This is a genomic window from Vibrio anguillarum (assembly GCF_001989995.2).
Classification (GTDB): domain Bacteria; phylum Pseudomonadota; class Gammaproteobacteria; order Enterobacterales; family Vibrionaceae; genus Vibrio; species Vibrio anguillarum.
Window position 1 is genome coordinate 12,671 of record NZ_JAHGUP010000077.1, and the last position, 18,673, is coordinate 31,343.

Genomic DNA, 18,673 nt, shown 5'->3' on the forward strand with positions numbered 1-18,673 from the left:
AGATGTTTTCATTATCCGAATACACTTCTCCATTTAAGCTACGCCGTAAAGGCATTATGGGCATGAACAAGCGTAACCATAGCTACATTGGTCGCTATAACGATCGCTCAAAATACCCATTGGTTGATGATAAGTTACAAACCAAATTGATTGCGCAACGTGCGGGTTGTACTGTGCCAAAACTGATTGGTGTGATCAGTAATCAAGCGGATGTGAAGTCGATCCATGCCATGGTTAAAGAGTGGCCGGGCTTTGTGATAAAGCCTGCGCGCGGAAGCGGTGGTAAAGGCATTTTAGTGATTATGTCGCACAAGGATGGTGTGTACACTAAACCTTCTGGTGCGACCATCAACCAGCAAGATGTTGAGCGCCATATTAGTAATGCCTTGGCAGGACTATTTTCGCTAGGCGGTAAAAATGATGTGGCTGTGGTTGAAAACCTGATTAAATTTGACGATTGTTTCGAAGGCTTTAGCTATGAAGGTGTGCCTGATGTACGCATTATTGTCTTCAAGGGCTACCCCGTCATGGCGATGATGCGCCTTTCGACTTCGGCTTCTGATGGTAAAGCCAACTTACATCAAGGCGCTGTTGGCGTAGGTCTTGATATTGCCACAGGAAAAGCAGTACGAGCCGTACAGTTTAATTTACCCATCACTGAGCACCCAGATACCGGCAAAGATCTCTCAACGTTGCAAGTACCACATTGGAAAAAGCTACTCACCTTAGCCTCTAGTGCTTGGGAAATGACCGGCCTTGGTTATATGGGAACCGACATGGTGTTGGATAAAGAAGAAGGACCAATGGTACTTGAACTGAACGCTCGCCCAGGGCTTGCTATCCAGATAGCGAATGGCGCAGGGCTGCTGCCACGTTTGCAGCATATCGAAAGTTTAGGATCGCAACTTATCTACCCTAGCCCAGAAGAACGCGTGGCTTATGCCGCTAAGCAATTCGGCTCTGGTGAGTTAAGCGAGTAACTCTCACCAAATTTAATCACTAAAAAGCCCAATCTCTATCAGGAGTATTGGGCTTTTTTATTAGCGATGGAGGCGATGCTTACAGCATTTCGGCCATCTGCTGTGCTTCTGATTTTGGTTTTTCAGTTTGACCAAAACCTCGCAGACCGACCACATGAACGTGTTCGTGATCTTTAAACACTTTGCGCACTAATTTATAGGTCGTGCCTTTCTCAGGGCTAATGTTCTCTGGCGCAGCAATCAAGAGTTGCATGTCCAGACGCTCACACAGTTCAAACAAGGTTGAGATGGATTTGGCATCCAAACGCGCCGCTTCATCTAAAAACAGTAAACGGCATGGAACGATGTCTTTACTGCGTAGACGACGAGATTCCTCTTCCCAACTTTGAATTACCATCAATAAAATAGACTGCCCAGTACCAATCGCTTCACCAGTCGATAACGCGCCCGATTCCGCTTGCAACCAGCCATCGGATCCGCGATTTACTTCAACACTCAACTCTAAGTAGTTACGGTAATCCAATAGCTCTTCACCCAATACTTGCGGTGAACGTTGCCCCATATCGATATGTGGGTTAACACGCTGGAACAATTTCGCCATCGCTTCGGAGAAGGTATAACGAGTGCTCTCAAACAGATCTTTATGCTGACTCTGTTTTTCAGATAATCCCGCGAGTAGGATTTCATGGCTCTCGCGTACTTTCACGTTAAGGCGAACGCCTTTCACCTGACCAAAGTTAATGTTAGACAAACCTTGGTTGAGCATCCGAATACGATTTTGCTCACGTTGAATGGTTTTTTTGATGATGCTGGCCACCGATTCAGAGCTGATCGCTAAACGGTTTTCACGTTGAGTCAACTCTTCAGTTAAACGCGCAAGCTCCACTTCCATCTCTTCAATCGCTTCAACAGGATCATCAGTGCGAATGATGTCTTGGCGAATACGCTCACGCAGATGTTGATACACGGCGATGTAGAACAAAACTTTGCGTTCTGGATGTGCGTTATCTTCCGACAAACGCAGTGCATCGCGCAGGTCGTCATTGTTTGCCACCGCTAAGCGCAGCGCGCCCAGTGATTTATCCGACATAGAACGCAGTTCATCGGCCGATAGATAAGCCAGCTCACGTTTGTGCAAGCGGCGCTCAACATCGTGATCACGCGCCAAACGTAATACAGAGCACCACCCTGCTTTTGCATTCACCACAAATGTGCGCAGATCTTGATAATCTTTCTGCACCTTTTTCAACCGTTTAACTAATGCTTTCATTTCAAGATCAGTTGCGGTCAGTGTACGTTCATACTCGCTCTTACGGGTACGTGAGGCATGCAGACGCTGTTGCAATTCATCACGACGACGTTCAGCACGCTCTTGCGCACCTTCATCGGCATGCACACCAAACTCTTGTAGCTCCTGCTTGAACTCTTGAACCGTTTCCAACTTAGCTTGATGCGAGCTTTTTAAGGCCGCTAACACTTGGTTATATTGGTTCATTTGGCTTTGAGCCTGTTTGAGCTCATCACGAGTACGGGTACGGGCGCTTTCTGCCTCAACCAATTTGTTTTTGAGCTGCTCACTTAGCTCGCTACTTTTACTGAGCAGAGCAACCGAATCGGAATAGCTAAAATAGTGGCGGCGTTCAATCACGTCTGAGAGTGCAAAGATCTGCACTTTCAATGTCTGAAGAGCCTGATCCGCTTGCTGATATTGTGCAGTGAGTGCATCAAATTGCTGCGGGTCAACCTCAAGCGCTGAAGCAAGCTGCTCTAACTCCGCGATGGCTTTACCGTGCGAGCTTAAAAACGCTTTCGCTTCCGCCAGTTGATTAATGTTCAGCTCAGCTTCATCGAAACGTGCTTGCAACGCCTCATCTTCAATGAGCAACATGTTAGGAGCCAGCTTATCGAGCATCGTTAACGCGTGTTTGCTCAGCTGTAACTGGTTGCGCTGCTGCTGCTCTTTTGCGTCCAATTCAGCCAATACACGGACCAGTTGATTGCGTTGCTCACGTGCCGCTTGCAACGCTTGTTCTGGATCGGCTTCAAAAGCAACTTGGATGTGTGAAGCAACAAATTGGTTAAAGCTGTGGTATAGACGTTGCAGTTTTTGTGAATCAAACGCCGCTTTTGCGTGCTCTTCCACCACTTCTTCGCGCTCGTTACGCAGTAACTCTAAACGTTGTTCGCGCGCGGCGCGGCCAAAGAGTGGGATCTCAGGTAAACGAGAATAACGCATTTGGCGGTTATTGAGCTGTACACATACCGCTCCTTCCAATTCGTCAGCATTGAACGAGCTATCATCAAAGGCATCGACATCCCCTTCAATGATGTACAGATCTTCTGGGCAGTCATCAAGCTCGACCAGCTTCTCTTTGATGCCAGATAAATCCGAAACCACAATCGCATGACGAGCTGGGCCGTACATGGCACTGAAATAAGGTGCGTCGTCAATCGTGATGTCATCGTAAATTTCAGACAGTAAAACGCCACCTAAGCTATCCGCTAATCCTTTCAAGCGAGGATCATTTGAACCACCAGGAGACGCCAAGCGCTCGATTTCGTTTTCAAGCTGCGCGCGACGTCCTGCCAGCTTATCTTTAGCGATTGATTGTGCTTTTTCTTGCTCAAGCACTTGCTGCATCTGCGCCATCACAGCTTGGCTATTTTCTAATGTTGCACCACTTTGTTCGCGTAAAGTATGCAATGCATCGTTGGCAGCAATCCAAGTCGGAGCGATCGATTCCAGTCGTTGAATTTCAGCCTGTTTATCTTGCTCGGTACGGCGCTGCTCACTGCGCTGTTCACGCAGCACTTCTTGTTCATATTCCAGCGATTCAATCAGAGCGGCGTGGCGCTCGCGCTCTTGCTCTAGTGTTAGCTCATCGTGCAAGTCAATATGGTGTTGCTTTTGGTATTCAACCACGGACTGACGCGCCACTTGCTGCTGATTTAAGCGACGTTCCAGATCTCGCTGCTGTGCATACCACTGTGCTTCATTTTGGCTGATTTGCTGGGCGTTACGCGCTTGCTGCATGATGGCTTTTGCATGCTGAGCCGCATCGTGACGAGGCACTTCACCCACCACACTGCGCACCAGTTGCAGTGCCTGCTCAAACTGTTCGACCGCGGCCGAAGACATGTCCAATTTATGCTTTAACGCTAATAACGTGGTCGTATTAGCGTCTTGCTGATGCTTGAGATCAGAAACCTGTGCTTGGGCACGCTCTGGTGTTAACTGATCATCATTTAGCAACTGTTTGGCTTTATCGAGCGCCTGTACGGCTTGTTGATATTGCAAGGCTCGCGTTTGTTGAACATCTAATGCTTGTTGGTAATCGGCCAGTTGACTCTTTAAGCTATCGACCTCATCTTCAGAGATAACCGCTTGCTCTTCAGCCATCATGACGCGCTCTTGCGCCTCTTCGACCACCATCATCTGCTCTTCAAGGCGAATAGTGAGCTCTTGCAAATCCTCTTGATAGCGTTCAATTTTCTCTTGCTGACGCAGTGCGTTTTGCACCAGTTGCAAATGATCAGAAGCGGCTTGGTGATCTTGCTCTAAGGTAGATTCTTGCTCTAACAGCAGTTCAAGCTCTTCTTGAACTTGATTGAGTAATCGATTTTGCTCAATCAATGTATGGCGAGAGCCGAACAACTCGTTACGCAACGCGAGCGTTTGCTCTAGCTTATTGTGGCGATCGTTGGCGTGACGCATGTAATCAGCGGCCACGTAATTTGTCGATTCGGTAATCAGGTGCTTGAAGAGATCGCGATCCGCTTGCGTGGTTTTGATCGCTTCTAATGTCATGCGGTTTTCACGTAACGCCGATTCCATATCTTGGAATGCTTTCTTCACACCACCATTTTGTGGCAACAGATAATCACGCAACGAGCGAGTAATGGCACTGGAAATACCGCCGTATAAAGAAGCCTCAATCAAGCGATAGAATTTTGAACGGTCACTACTGTTACGCAGTTTTTTCGGCACCACGCCAAATTCAAACATCTGCGCGTGATAATCTACAATGGAGCTAAACGCTTTAAAATACGCCCCTTCAATTTTCGCGACAATCTCTTTCACTTCATTGAGTTGACGCACGCGCGCGTGGTTGTCTGAGACGTTTTCAATCAGCACATCGGTTGGTTTGACATGGCTTGGCAAGCCTTGAATCACAAACGGTTTGATATCAACTTTTTTATCGCGCCCCGCCACCTGTTGTAGCTTAACGCCAAACAGTAAACGCTGTTTGCGTGAATTCACTACATCCAACGCGGCGTAACATGCGCCCGCTTGCAGTTTACCGTATAAGCCTTTATCGCGAGACGCTTGTGAGCTGCCCGCTTCGGTGGTGTTTCTAAAATGGAGCAAACTTTGATCTGGGATCAAGGTGGTGATAAATGCCGCCATGGTGGTCGATTTGCCCGCACCGTTACCGCCTGACAAGGTGGTAACTAATCCATCAATATCAAAAGTACGAGCAAAAAAGCCGTTCCAATTGATCATGGTTAGCGATTGATATTTACCTCTCTCAATCATGCTTCACCTTCCCATTCTGTTTGCTCGTTAACATTTTGTTCTTCAATCTCGTCTTCGTTATCCAGCAAGCTGCCTTGATTCGGTTCTTGGGCGTGGACAACCGCTTCACCATCGCGGATCAAACGCAGTTGCGCTTCACGCATGTCGTCACCAATACGCACATCGGCACCAAAACGAAATACGGCTTCGCTAATGCGGAATTTATTGGTATCACCTAAATGGATGATCATCCCCAAACGACGTAAACGACGCAGTGAGGTACGCACTTTTTCAAACAGCTTTTCTTTATCTAAGTCTGAACCGCTGGCTCGGTTGGTAACGAGCTTCATCAGTTTTTTTTCATCGGCCAGAGACAGTAGCTCTTCGTACAATTCTTGATTAGTAAAGATGCCTTCGTGCGCAAGGCGTTCAGGACTCAAATAAAGAAAACAGAGCACTTTGCCGACCAGCATATCCAACTCAGACAGCACGCTGCGATTGATTAAAGCAGTAGAGCGAGGACGCAGGTAAAAAAAGCCTTCCGGCGCTTTGACTAATTCGGTGTTATAGCGTTGGTAAAACAGCGCTAAATCGGGCTCAAAATCCAATAAAAAGGTGTGATTATCCAAATCATCACTAGAAACATGACGCCCAGCTCGAAGCTGGCTATCTAGCGCAGGAAATAAAGGATTTGAAATCGCTTTAGCCAGATTTTCTGGCATGTATTCATTAATATCTGTCGATGACATTTGCTTGTACCTTTGCACCAAAATCGTTGATCGCTTGCCAGTCAGGTTGGATGGTTTGGTAATCTTGCTCTGAGTAGCCAAGTCTCACCGCTTGATCAACAATAATTCGGGCTAAATCAAAATGATGTGTATGGGGATGAGTGGCGAGGTAGTCTCTCAGTACTCGTCCTAAATCAATTGGCATCCCTTGATCTTTATGACCTTTGAGCATGCTGCCGATACGCAAGGAGAGCTCATCATTGACTTGCTGGAACTCTTCGTACTCCACTTCTGGAGGCACTTGCCCCATCACCTCATCATCTCTTAAGACGAGAGCTTCATCACGAAGGTCGGTTAAACGCTCAGCATCGGCATAAGTGAGATACCAAGGCGCGTCAAAATAGTCGCTGAGTGATTGACGTAAACGCTGGCTAAACGCTCGGTTTTGGTCCATATCAATGGCGGTACGAATGAATTTATGGACATGGCGGTCGTAGCCAATCCAGAGATCGATCGCCTGTTGTCCCCAACTGGTGATGCGATCAAGTTTCATCTGTAATCCAAACAGGATTTCTTCAATAAATTCGAGTTCAGTTTCGCCATAAACTAATTCTTGGATATCCAAAATTTGCGTTTGCAGCTCATCCCCCGCCGCTTGTAAAGTGTCTTGCAGTTCACGCAGCGTTGAAGAGGTTTCAGACAATAACGATTCACAGTTGTTGATCGCTTCACGCCAATCTTTATTCAGCAGCTCAGCAATTTGCAGTTTGACCGATTGCTGCTGCTCATCCATCACACGTTGGTTTAAATCGATACGATCAAAAATTTCCCCTACCGAGTATTTTAATACGCCGTAGACGTTCTTTTTCCAATGCCCTGGGGTACCGCCTTTATTCGCGGCTTCAATCGCCTTGGCCATTTCATCGGCAACCATAGAAAGCTGAATTGAGAGCTTCAGCTTGGAAAACTCTCTATGACGGACGTAGTAGTCCGTAATACCAATAGCCAACGGTGACAAACGGTAAATGCTAACGCCATCAGTCATCTCGCTGGTGAAGCGGCTCATTAAGCGCTGTTTTACCAACTCATTGATCGCATTATTGGCACGAAACGCGGAGGCTTCACCGGTTTCTTCAAATAAGCGAGTTACGATGGCAAACGCATCGTGTAACTCACCTTCACCTAATTCTTCATCAAACCTTTCGTTACTCAATACTGCGATGGCAATAAGGAACGCCAGTCGTTCTGTCGTCAGGTTCAATGAGAAATCATGCTGCTTTACCCAGCTAACCAATTCATCAATAGGTTGCTGTGCAGCGTTCTGAGTCATCTCACTCATTGTTATTCCTGCTCTATTTTCTTTTTCGCCCATACATGAATGTATCGACCTAGCGAGAGGTACGGCTCTTGTCTACATAATTGTTGTTCGAGTGCCAGTACATCTTCATATTGGTAGTCACCCATATTTTTCACATTCCCAATATAGTCACTGAATGATCGGATGCCCGATTTTCCACAAATCTCAAATCCTGATTCTTCGATCCATTGATACACTTCTTCAGGTTTTAGCCCTTGCTGAGGCTGGAGCTTAAACCGCTTGCGATGCGGCATACCCTCCAATACATGGGGAATGTTGCCACAGACAACATTTTTGTACACCAAGCCATGATGGTTATAGAACATGATTGATGCCATACCACCTGGCCTAACTTGAGCTAACAAATTCTGCAATGCGGGTTTTGGCTCGGCTAACCATTCCATCACCGCGTGAAACAACAACACATCCACTGGCGCACTAAGGTACGATTGGATGGATTGCACGGGGGAATGTACCAACCGATACTGCTCAAGCAGACCATTTTTGCGGATCTCTTGTTCCGCAAGTTGAAGCATTTCAGAGGATAAATCACACAGCGTGATTTGGTGTCCAAGCTTGGCTATTTTTTGTGACATTTGTGCCAAACCGCCGCCCGCATCAAGCACTTGCAAAGGTTTTGGGTGGTTGCTCAACAAAGCGAGCAGTTGCTCAAGATCTTGCCAAACAATGACTTGACGAATTTCACCTTTGTCAGAGCCGTATATGTTTTTTGCAAATTTGTGGGCAATATCGTCGAAATTCCGGTCTTCAGTCACAGTGGCTTGAGTTATGATAGCGAATCGTGCTGCTATTCTGTCATAGGAATGGCAGGAATAAAGGGGCTTTGTTCCTTTTTATTATCAAGTGGTGTTTTTTCGGACTATTTTGTATATGTTTGAGCTGAAAAAAGTTGTTTCCTCATTATTAATGCCTCTTCCGGCGATGCTAATCCTCGGTTTTGTCGGATTAATGCTCATAATGTTCACCGTCAGACGTAAGACTGGCTGTATGTTTGTCCTCTTCTCTTTAGTGGGGATATTTCTTATCTCTTTCCAACCCTTTGCAACGCGCATGTTAATGCCTTTGGAAAGACAATACTCAGCTTTTCTCCCCGTTGATGGCACCATCGATTATGTGATGGTTTTAGGTAGCGGCCACGTAGTGGATGACCAAATCCCGCCGACCTCGGAACTCAGCCGCACTGCGTTGGTACGCTTAAACGAAGGCATACGTGTCATGCGTATGTACCCCGGCTCAAAGTTGATTTTATCAGGCTACTCTGGCGGGTCGGAATTTAGCCATGCTCGCATGCTAGCCGTGGTGGCACTCGCGCTTGGAGTGAATAAATCCGATATTATTTTGCTAGAAACAGCTAAAGATACTTGGGAAGAAGCACGACAAGCCGCCGCCTTTGTTCAACAGCGTAGGCTGGTTTTGGTAACGTCAGCCAGTCATATGGAAAGAGCGTTAAAAGAGTTTAATTCTGCAGGTATTGACCCAATACCTGCGCCAACCAATTTCTTAGCGCAAACGAATATTGAGCAACCTTGGGAAAAATACGCTCCTCGAGCACGTTATTTAGAACAAACCGAGCGTTACTGGTATGAAACGTTAGGGCTGCTGTGGCAAGACTTACGTGATTGGGCCTCCGGGCATGGCGATACAGAATTGGACATCAATAGCAATTAGCAATTGTATTCAACCCAAAACGGAGCCACTGATGTGCTCCGTTTTTCTTGGTAATCGCGGCTACAAAAAATCATGGGAATAAAAAGGCACGGCCCAACGCCAATTTTACACACACGACCACTCAGCTAATCACCAGCGAACATATAACCTTCACCGTGCACAGTCACAAAGATTTGCGGATTCTTGGGATCAAACTCCATCTTCGCCCTCATGCGTCGAATCAGTACATCAATCGTTCGATCGTTAGGTGCATCCACACGGTGGCTGATCATATTTAAAATACGTTCACGGCTAAGGACTTGATTCGGATATGACGACAAGGCAACTAATAGCTCATATTCCGCTTTGGTCAGTTTTACGGGCTCACCATTACGGCTCAGCGCTCGGCGCTGGATATCAAAGGTCCACTCGTTAAAGCGCACTAAATTCGCATTGTGAGATACACCGCTCTCTTCGTTCAGTTTGTTTTTTGCGGTCGAGATCCGCCACAGCAAGTTTTTCACTCTCACCAGCAACTCGCGCAATTCAAAAGGTTTCGTTACATAATCATCGGCCCCCATTTCAAGACCAACAATCTTATCAATGCTATCCGTGCGCCCTGTCACTAATATGATGCCAATATCAGATTGGCTGCGTAGCTCACGCGTTAACATTAAACCATCTTCACCGGGTAAATTAATGTCTAGCATAATCAGATCTATCGCGCTGTTTTTCAAAGCATCTCTCATCTGAGTACCGCTTTCCGCTTGCGTTACCATATAACCTTCGCTTTGAAAGTATCCAGCTAGCTTGCTGCGAGTGACTGCATCATCTTCAACTACTAATACGTGATAGCTCATTTACACCACTTTACTCTATAGAAATGTTCAAACCTCGGCTCGAGATTCTGTACAAAGCCATTCTATTCATAAATAGTCATAATTCTAGTCGTATCACTTTTAAAATTAAGAAAGATGAGAGTTTATTGATTCAAAACAACCTTCCAGACATCCATTAACTTAATGAAAAAATCACTCATATTTTTTCATTTTCTTAGCGACTGCTATTCATTTTTATTAGTTACACTTAGATCAATTACTTTTTAAAAACGATTTTCGCAACCCCCCCCTTGGAGAGCCAATACCATGCAAGACATCAAAGCTTTTAATGAACAGCGTGCCGAGATTTATTGGTGGCTTTCGAGCTTATTTGTGAAAGAACTTTCGGAGCATGAATTAGAGCAATACTATACGCCCGCTATTCGCACATTTCTTTCAGGATTAGCAGAAAACGCGACACTTAAACCTGCCATTGATAAATTAGTTGATGCACTGAACCGATTGCAAGACAAAGAAGACGCACAGCTTGAGCTCGCAGCCGATTTCTGTGATCTTTTTTTAAAATCCAATAAGGAGTCCGCGCTACCCTATGCCTCAATTTACATTGGAAAATCAGGGTTGCTCAATGACGAACCAGCCAGAGCAATGTCGGATTTGATGGCAGCCCATCACATTGCAGTCAACGATACACTCAACGAACCCGCCGACCACATTGCGATTGAACTGGATTTCTTAGGTAACTTGATCATTCGCTCCAATGAGCTTGAACAAGAGACACACCTTGAACAAGCCTTTACACAGCAGTATGATTTTATTGAACAACATTTGCTCTCTTGGATCCCACAATTCCATCTTCGCTGCCAACAAATTGATCAATTTGGTTTTTACGGTGCCGCAAGCGAATTGTTGGTCGCGTTTCTTCACTTAGACCGCGACTATTTATCAAACTAATGAGATAACCTAGTTAATACCTATTACTAAATCGGTCAATTGTGACTGTTGACCGATTTATTCGGTGGATTTTTCGTTGCTTGATGGACATTTGCGGACTAGAATCTTGACCGCAAACGATAAAAAATGAATTTAAGATGCAACCGCTGATTAGAGGCGGTTTTTGTGTTTTTACTACTTTTAGGCTTCAATATAACACCGATAGGCCTAATACCGCTGAATTGCTCTTCGTGACTATCACTTTCAGCAGTTATCGACAGGACAGAGAATTTATGGCTACGATTAAAGACGTTGCACGCTTAGCGGGCGTATCAACCACCACGGTATCGCATGTAATCAATAAAACTCGCTTTGTGGCTGAAGCAACCCAAGAACGAGTGATGGAAGCGGTATCAGAGCTTAACTATGCACCAAGTGCAGTCGCTCGCAGCTTAAAATGCAACACCACCCGTACCATTGGTATGTTAGTGACCCAATCGACAAACTTATTTTTTTCTGAGGTTATCGATGGTGTTGAAAGTTACTGCTACCGCCAAGGCTACACACTTATTTTGTGCAATACCGGCGGTATTTACGAGAAGCAACGCGACTACATCCGCATGCTAGCGGAAAAACGTGTCGATGGTATGTTGGTCATGTGCTCGGACCTCACCCAAGAACTGCTTGAGATGCTTGATCGTCATTCAGACATTCCGAAAGTGATCATGGACTGGGGCCCTGAAAGTTCTCAAGCCGATAAAATTATTGATAACTCAGAGGAAGGCGGATATCTCGCCACCAAATACCTTATTGATCATGGCCATACTGACATTGCTTGCTTAAGTGGACACTTCGAAAAAGCGGCGTGCCAAGAGCGTATTCAAGGGTTTAAGCGTGCTCTTGCCGAAGCAAGCCTAACCGTTCATGAAGATTGGATTTTGGAAGGTAACTTCGAGTGTGATACTGCGGTGCTCGCCGCCGACAAGATCGCCGCCATGGACAAGCGCCCAACGGCTGTTTTTTGCTTTAACGATACAATGGCTCTCGGTTTAATGAGTCGCTTGCAACAAAAAGGCATCCGTATTCCTGATGACATGTCTGTTATTGGTTATGACAATATTGAACTTGCTGAGTATTTCTCGCCACCGTTAACCACGGTTCACCAGCCAAAACGACGAGTAGGGAAAAACGCCTTTGAAATCCTATTGGAACGCATTAAAGACAAAGAGCATGAACGTCGTGTGTTTGAGATGCATCCTGAGATTGTTGAGCGCAACACAGTAAAAAACATAACGAAATAGTGTCATTATTTAAAGCAAGCGACAAATGTCAATTTTAGGGATTTTCCTACATTCGAGACAGAACGCCGTATTAAATAATAGTAAATTTGGAATGAGCATCACGCAAATAATAAATAAGCGTGATGCTCATCCAAAAATTTATATATTCTTACTATTAGAAGTCACGCACAGGGCAAACCATTTGAAAAGATGGGACGCAAAGCCTCCGGCCTAAACCGACTATTCGGTAGGTAGCGGGGTTGCCGATGGCAAATATGCAAACGTTAAGTTTACCCCTTACTGACACTCTTTCTGCATAAGTTTGCTAATCTCTCGGACCTGATTTTGGTGGCGTTTTTCCCATACACCGAGAATTTACAGCATGGATAAACCAGTACTTAAAGATTCAATGCGACTCTTCGAACAACTTGGACGCGTTAAGTCTCGTTCAATGTTTGGCGGCTTCGGCATTTTTGTCGATGACACCATGTTTGCTTTGGTCGTAAACGATAAACTTCATATTCGCGCAGACGATCTATCAACCTCTCGCTTTAAAGAGCAAGGCTATGAGCCCTATATCTATAAAAAACGTGGGTTCCCTGTCGTCACAAAATACTTCGCATTACCTGACAATTGTTGGGAAAACCCTTCGCTTATTTTACGAGATGCTGCTGTCGCACTCGAAATCGCCAAACAAGAACGAGAAGTTCAAGCCCAAACGAAGCCAGAACGCCTAAAAGATCTCCCGAACCTTCGACTCGCCACCGAACGTATGCTTAAGAAAGCAGGGATAGAATCAGTAACGGATTTGCATACAAAGGGGGCTTTGGAAGCCTATAAAGCGATTCAGCAAACCCATTCTTCTTCAATCAGTCTTGAATTGCTATGGGCCCTTGAAGGTGCGATTGAAGGCAAGCATTGGTCGGTTATCCCACAATCTCGACGCGATGAATTAGCTAAAAGCCTTTAACTTCAGAGTAAATAAATCTCTCGATTAAATAATCAAATACGCTCGCATCACCATGCGGGCGTTTTTTTAATCCCGTTTTGAAATATAAATTCGACTTCCTCTGTCTTCTTCACTATATCTAGTAAAATATGTCGTTTTGAGGAATACCATGAATAAAAAACTTCTCTTAGGCTTGGCTTTATTTGCCTTTATTGTCTTTTTGATTGTAAATTTTGGCCAATATCTAACGTTAGATAATGCCAAAGCACAGCAAATGCTATTAAACGAATACATTAGCCAAAACGTGATCAGCGCTGCTTTGATCTATTTTTCACTCTATATTGTGCTCACCGCTTTCTCTATTCCAGGAGCGGCGGTCGTCACGTTACTGGGTGCTGCGCTGTTTGGTTTTTGGACTAGCTTACTGCTTGTCTCCTTTGCCAGCACCATAGGCGCAACTATCGCCTTTTTGAGTAGCCGTTTCTTACTGCGTGAATGGATTCAAACAAAATTTGGTCAAAAGCTGCAAACGATTAATCAAGGCGTTGCAAAAGATGGGGCATTTTATCTATTCTCACTGCGCTTAATTCCGGTTTTCCCTTTTTTCTTGATTAATTTATTAATGGGCCTAACACCCATATCAACCGCTCGCTTTTACCTGATTAGCCAACTCGGTATGCTGCCCGGCACTGCCGTTTATCTGAATGCTGGTACTCAACTAGCTGAAATTGAAAGCTTATCCGGTATTGTATCTCCTTCGGTTTTGCTTTCATTTGCTCTATTAGGTCTTTTTCCTATTCTCACCAAGTGGATTATGGCCAGATTGAACAAAAACCCAACTTCCGCCTGAAGTGAATAATGATGAAAATTTGTGTTTCAAACCACCCGATAGAGGCATATATAGTTTGTCAGTATTTACAGCAATTCAATATTCGCTGTGAAGTGAGAGGCGATAACTTATACGGCTTAGGTGGGGAGCTCCCTTTTTCAGAAGAAACCTTGCCCTATATATGGCTGTTGGATGAAACTCAAATTGCCGAGGCTCAAGCACAATTATTGGCCTATCAGATAGAAGAGATAAACGAAGAACCTAACTGGGTTTGTGGACAGTGCAACGAGGAAAATGGGCCGCAGTTTGCAGCCTGCTGGTACTGCGGTTGTTTAGATTCAGACTAACGAGTCTGATGCTGGCGGATGAACTCAATTGAGTGGTGGTTAAACATCTCAGATTGTTCAACATTACACACGTGGCCGCAATCTGGGATCTCTAATAACACACTTTGTCTATGCATTGCCACCATGTCTTTAACGGGTTGAATGAACATATAGTCTCTCTCTCCCATAAGATAAAGAGTGGGAATGGGCAGCTCTTTCTCTTTGAAGCATTTCATCAGAGGATTGACTTCGGAAGTCAGCATAAACCAGCGTTTAAACTCTTTTTGGCACAGCTTCTTCGCTTCTCGAATAAAAAGATGCCGTGACTCTTTTTGGTTGCGTTGTGGCATCACAATGTAAGCAAACAGACGATAAAGCCACATGTAAGGAATGATGTGTTTACTCAAATTACCCAACTTTACGAGCACTTGAGAGCGCACATTCAAACGGGTTATCGCTCCGCCCAAAACCATAGAGCAAACTCGCCCAGTCGCTATTTCAGCAAGATTACGCACAATAATGGTGCCGAGTGACATTCCAACAAAATGGGCAGACTGAATTTTCAAATGATCGAGCACTTTGAGAATATCAAGAGTGACGGATTTAAACGTGTAACGATTTGCCATCAACTCTTTAAACAGTTGGTTTGACTTGCCATGACCTCGTAAATCAACTAATAACAGGTTGAAATGCTCACGGTACGCTTTGATTTGCTTAAACCAGATGGATGAACTTCCACCTGCACCATGCACAAAAACAACCCATTCATCACTGGTGGGATGCAGGTAGGTCTTATGGAAAAGTAGGCTATGAGACATACAAAACCGTTAATCAGCTTCAATTTGAGAAACGCAAGACTACCACAAAACGGGGGCTGAATAGCAAAAAATCATGCGGGCTCGTTCGGCTAAACAAGTAAGGCGCCAAAGCGCCTTACTTGTTATAAAAACATCAGTCATGAAACGCGAGATGATACATCTTGATGTACTCTTTCGCTGAATCCTGCCAGCTAAAATTTTGTCGCATCGCCCTCTGCTGAACCTCCAACATAGTTTCGGGATGTTGAAGATAAAACAGCATCGCTCGCTGCATTGCAATAAGCAGTGCTTCTGGAGAAGGATCATGAAAACCAAAGCCGGTCGCTTCTTCAGGAAACTTATCATAATCACGCACGGTGTCTTTTAAACCACCAACTTCACGAACGATGGGCAGCGTGCCATAAGCCATGCTGTAGATCTGATTCAAACCGCAAGCTTCAAATTCTGAAGGCATTAAGAAGAAATCAGAACCGGCTTCAACCAAATGTGCAAAACGATTGCTATAAGCTTCAACAAACGCAAATTTATCAGCATGCTTCGCCGCCATTTTATGTAGCTGAACAGCAACTTCAGGCTCTCCTGTGCCAACAATAATGAGCTGAGCATCATTGCGTAAGAACGACTCTAGTATAGGTAAAATGTAGTGGAAACCTTTTTGGTGGGTGAGTCGACAAACCATCCCAAACAAAGGCAAGTCACGCTGAGGTAATTGCAGCTCCTCTTGCAACATACGCTTACTCGCCCGTTTGCCCGCTTGAAGTGATTCAGCTTCATCACAGTAGCCAAGAGGAAGAAATTCATCGTTTTGTGGATCCCACTCGCTATAATCACACCCATTAACGATGCCGTGCAAATCTCTAGCTCGGTGAACAAAATCATCTACTAACCCATGAGAGCCAAGCGGTGTTAGCAGCTCGGAAGCATAATTAGGGCTAACGGCATTGATTTTGTCAGCAAAGGCAATCCCTGCTCTTAGCATACTGACGTGATCGTGTCCGTAGCGTAAAAATTCCATGCCAGATAAGTTCAATTCTGGGATGATCTCTAATTGATGATAAGAAAAAATACCTTTAAAAATCGCGTTGTGAACGGTCAATACGCTTTTAATATCAGAAAAATAAGCGTCATGCTGGTAACGCGTTTTCAACAAAAATGGAACCAACCCTGTATGCCAATCATTTGCATGGATAATCTGTGGTTTTTTACCGAGCTTAGGTAAAACATCTAGGCTAGCTGCTGAAAAGAAACCAAAACGCTCACCATTATCAGCATACGCTTGGTTATTCTCGCCATACATTTGTGCTCGGCCAAAATATTGTTCACATTCAATTAAGTACACGGCCACTCCATCTAGCTCCATCTGGCGGACCAGATATGAAGTATGAGGCCAATGGGTAAGCTCAGTTTCTAGCACAACAGGAGCATCTGAAATGCCCAATATAGAATGATAAGCAGGTAGCACAATAGCTACCTGATGACCTAACTCTTGCAGTGCTTTAGGCAGTGCTTTGGCCACATCGGCCAAACCACCACTTTTGATCAAACCTTGAGCTTCTGAAACGGTAAACCAAACATCGATTTTTTCCATTCTAGAATCCAACTTTTGTTCCTTTTGCGATAACAACGATGCCCTCATCAGAAACATGGAAACGTTGTCTATCGAGTTCTAAATCTTCACCAATGATAGTACCTGGTGCTATTTCGACATTTTTATCAATAATCGTACGCTTAATTGTACATCCTTCACCAATTTTAACATCACCGAGGATCACGGATTCACTCACTAAAGTGTTGGCTCCGATGTTACTGCGGTAGCCTAGTACCGATTTATAAATTTTCGCACCTTGAATGTAGCTTCCGCCGGAGATCAAGCTGTCGGTGATCTGTACTTTACGATCGTGTGAATCAACAAAGGTTGCAGGTGGCAACGGTGGATAATAAGTGTGGAGAGGCCAGCTACGGTTATACAACGAGAAATCGGCATCATGCTCTAATAGATCCATGTGCGCTGCCCAGTAGGCCTCAATCGTACCAACATCACGCCAGTAAGTTGTGTCTTTTTCGCCTTTGATTTTATTGGTTGAAAAATCATAGACATAAACCTCCCCTTCTGGGAAAAGTTTAGGAATAATATCTTTGCCAAAATCATGGCTGGAGTGATTATCTTCAGCATCACGACGCAGTTCTGCACAGAGTTTATCTGTATCGAATATGTAGTTACCCATAGAAACAAGTGCAAGGTCTGGGTGCCCAGGGATCGCTTTAGGGTTGCAAGGTTTTTCTTCAAAACCGACCATTTTTCCGGCTTCATCAACTTCAATCACACCAAACTGAGACGCTTCTTTCAGCGGCATTCTCAGCGCAGAAACGGTCAGTTTTGCGTCTACACGTTTATGGAAATCGAGCATCTGGCGGATATCCATTTTATAGATATGATCAGAGCCAAAAATACATACTTGGTCGGGGGTAGAGAGTTCAATAAAACGAATATTCTGGTAGATAGCATCCGCAGTACCTTCGTACCAGCGCTTGCCATCACGCATCTGTGCGGGGATTGAATCGATAAACCGATCAGTGATGCCCGAAAGGTTCCAGCCTTTCTTCATATGTAAATACAACGATTGTGATTTAAATTGTGTAAGCACGTAGATACGCATCAAATCCGCGTTTACAAAATTATTCAAAGCAAAATCGATTAAACGATAACTGCCACCAAATGGCACTGCAGGTTTACTACGAGATTCCGTTAAAGGCATCAAGCGCGAGCCTTCGCCACCAGCAAGGATCATTCCTAAAACACCAGCCATTTTAATTCTCCTTATTTCATTCTTATATTTGCATTCCATACCTTAATTTACAGGGGATGTATGGATGCTATCCTTATTGACCACTTGCAGTGGGCTGTATGAAACTCCCTCACCACCCTAAATGCAATCGGTTGTTTATACGTTATCGAATTAAAGAAATAATACAATTTTAAATACGCTGTTCTGACTTGTCTGAACCCTTTAGTTTGCTAACTCCTAACCTAGCTCACATTTACAGCTCGGTGTAACATATAAACATAACAATGTATTAACTAATCATTTTTATTCACTTTATTGATGCATTCTTAATTTTATATACACTCTCTTTTTATTAAAAATACAACGAATTTATGACGCTATGTTTACTAGGTTAAAGACATAAATATTAATTACACCAAATAGCTCCATTTTAGTTGTTGAACCGACTGAACAATTCACAACATGCTGGTGCAATAAGGCTATCTCCTGTGTACAAGACTCTGAACATCCGACACCCCGCCCGCTCACGGATAGTTCATCATTACGGTCTTACTCGACAAATGTCAAAATATTGGCGATAGATTCACTATGAATTGTATGAATAGTTGAACTTGCTCAAACTCCAGCCAAAAAAAAGGTAGCCCGAAGGCCTGTCTCTTGATCACAA

Annotated in this window: 15 protein-coding genes and 1 riboswitch; of the genes, 7 read left to right on the forward strand and 8 right to left on the reverse strand. The window is 44.5% G+C overall.

The genetic code is table 11. The features are described 5' to 3' along the window. Positions 1–2 precede the first annotated feature (2 nt). A complete protein-coding gene (locus PL85_RS15730; RefSeq protein ID WP_019282191.1) occupies positions 3–980 on the forward strand; it encodes an alpha-L-glutamate ligase-like protein in 978 nt (325 codons plus the stop codon). Between the two features lie 79 nt (positions 981–1,059). On the opposite strand, the gene mukB is transcribed toward PL85_RS15730, so the two are convergent. From mukB to cmoM, 4 genes are read right to left on the reverse strand one after another with little or no spacing between them, the layout of a single operon-like run. Continuing rightward, positions 1,060–5,517 (reverse strand): chromosome partition protein MukB, encoded by a 4,458-nt coding sequence (gene mukB / locus PL85_RS15735; protein WP_115339712.1) that lies wholly within the window; start codon positions 5,515–5,517, stop codon positions 1,060–1,062. After that, positions 5,514–6,245, reverse strand: a complete 732-nt coding sequence (mukE, locus tag PL85_RS15740; RefSeq protein WP_017044662.1) for a chromosome partition protein MukE — start codon at positions 6,243–6,245, stop codon at positions 5,514–5,516. Before mukE ends, mukB begins: the two co-directional genes overlap by 4 nt. Further along, positions 6,226–7,563, reverse strand: a complete 1,338-nt coding sequence (gene mukF / locus PL85_RS15745) for a chromosome partition protein MukF (protein ID WP_115339711.1) — start codon at positions 7,561–7,563, stop codon at positions 6,226–6,228. Before mukF ends, mukE begins: the two co-directional genes overlap by 20 nt. 2 nt (positions 7,564–7,565) lie before the next feature. Beyond that, on the reverse strand, positions 7,566–8,357 hold the full coding sequence (gene cmoM / locus PL85_RS15750) for a tRNA uridine 5-oxyacetic acid(34) methyltransferase CmoM (protein WP_115339710.1): 792 nt from the start codon (positions 8,355–8,357) through the stop codon (positions 7,566–7,568). 88 nt (positions 8,358–8,445) lie between these two features. Here cmoM and elyC point away from each other — a divergent pair, with 88 nt between their 5' ends. Continuing rightward, positions 8,446–9,270, forward strand: a complete 825-nt coding sequence (gene elyC, locus PL85_RS15755) for an envelope biogenesis factor ElyC (RefSeq protein WP_096036300.1) — start codon at positions 8,446–8,448, stop codon at positions 9,268–9,270. Between the two features lie 125 nt (positions 9,271–9,395). Here the strand turns inward: elyC and torR are convergent, their stop codons facing one another. After that, positions 9,396–10,109 (reverse strand): two-component system response regulator TorR, encoded by a 714-nt coding sequence (torR, locus tag PL85_RS15760; protein WP_115339709.1) that lies wholly within the window; start codon positions 10,107–10,109, stop codon positions 9,396–9,398. A 285-nt stretch (positions 10,110–10,394) separates the two neighbouring features. Between torR and torD the strand changes: the two genes are divergently transcribed. From torD to PL85_RS15785, 5 genes are all read left to right on the forward strand, one after another. Beyond that, positions 10,395–11,039, forward strand: a complete 645-nt coding sequence (torD, locus tag PL85_RS15765; RefSeq protein ID WP_115339708.1) for a molecular chaperone TorD — start codon at positions 10,395–10,397, stop codon at positions 11,037–11,039. Positions 11,040–11,311: 272 nt separating this feature from the next. Continuing rightward, the gene (gene purR / locus PL85_RS15770) at positions 11,312–12,319 is read left to right on the forward strand and encodes an HTH-type transcriptional repressor PurR (protein WP_026028025.1); all 1,008 of its coding nucleotides are present in this window, start codon (positions 11,312–11,314) and stop codon (positions 12,317–12,319) included. Positions 12,320–12,480: 161 nt separating this feature from the next. Beyond that, positions 12,481–12,566: riboswitch (cyclic di-GMP riboswitch) on the forward strand. A 114-nt stretch (positions 12,567–12,680) separates the two neighbouring features. Next, positions 12,681–13,268 (forward strand): TfoX/Sxy family DNA transformation protein, encoded by a 588-nt coding sequence (locus PL85_RS15775; RefSeq protein WP_013857073.1) that lies wholly within the window; start codon positions 12,681–12,683, stop codon positions 13,266–13,268. 148 nt (positions 13,269–13,416) lie between these two features. Beyond that, positions 13,417–14,097: a TVP38/TMEM64 family protein gene (locus PL85_RS15780; RefSeq protein WP_047690896.1), complete on the forward strand. Its 681-nt coding sequence runs from the start codon at positions 13,417–13,419 to the stop codon at positions 14,095–14,097. Positions 14,098–14,105: 8 nt separating this feature from the next. Beyond that, positions 14,106–14,423 (forward strand): putative signal transducing protein, encoded by a 318-nt coding sequence (locus PL85_RS15785; RefSeq protein ID WP_013857075.1) that lies wholly within the window; start codon positions 14,106–14,108, stop codon positions 14,421–14,423. On the opposite strand, the gene PL85_RS15790 is transcribed toward PL85_RS15785, so the two are convergent. The 3 genes from PL85_RS15790 to glgC all read right to left on the reverse strand — a co-directional run bounded on the left by PL85_RS15790 (position 14,420) and on the right by glgC (position 18,027). Continuing rightward, a complete protein-coding gene (locus PL85_RS15790; RefSeq protein WP_019282196.1) occupies positions 14,420–15,220 on the reverse strand; it encodes an alpha/beta fold hydrolase in 801 nt (266 codons plus the stop codon). The genes PL85_RS15785 and PL85_RS15790 overlap by 4 nt on opposite strands. Before the next feature lie 133 nt (positions 15,221–15,353). Further along, positions 15,354–16,808 (reverse strand): glycogen synthase GlgA, encoded by a 1,455-nt coding sequence (gene glgA / locus PL85_RS15795; RefSeq protein ID WP_115339707.1) that lies wholly within the window; start codon positions 16,806–16,808, stop codon positions 15,354–15,356. Between the two features lies 1 nt (position 16,809). After that, the gene (gene glgC, locus PL85_RS15800) at positions 16,810–18,027 is read right to left on the reverse strand and encodes a glucose-1-phosphate adenylyltransferase (RefSeq protein WP_013857078.1); all 1,218 of its coding nucleotides are present in this window, start codon (positions 18,025–18,027) and stop codon (positions 16,810–16,812) included. Positions 18,028–18,673: the final 646 nt, after the last annotated feature.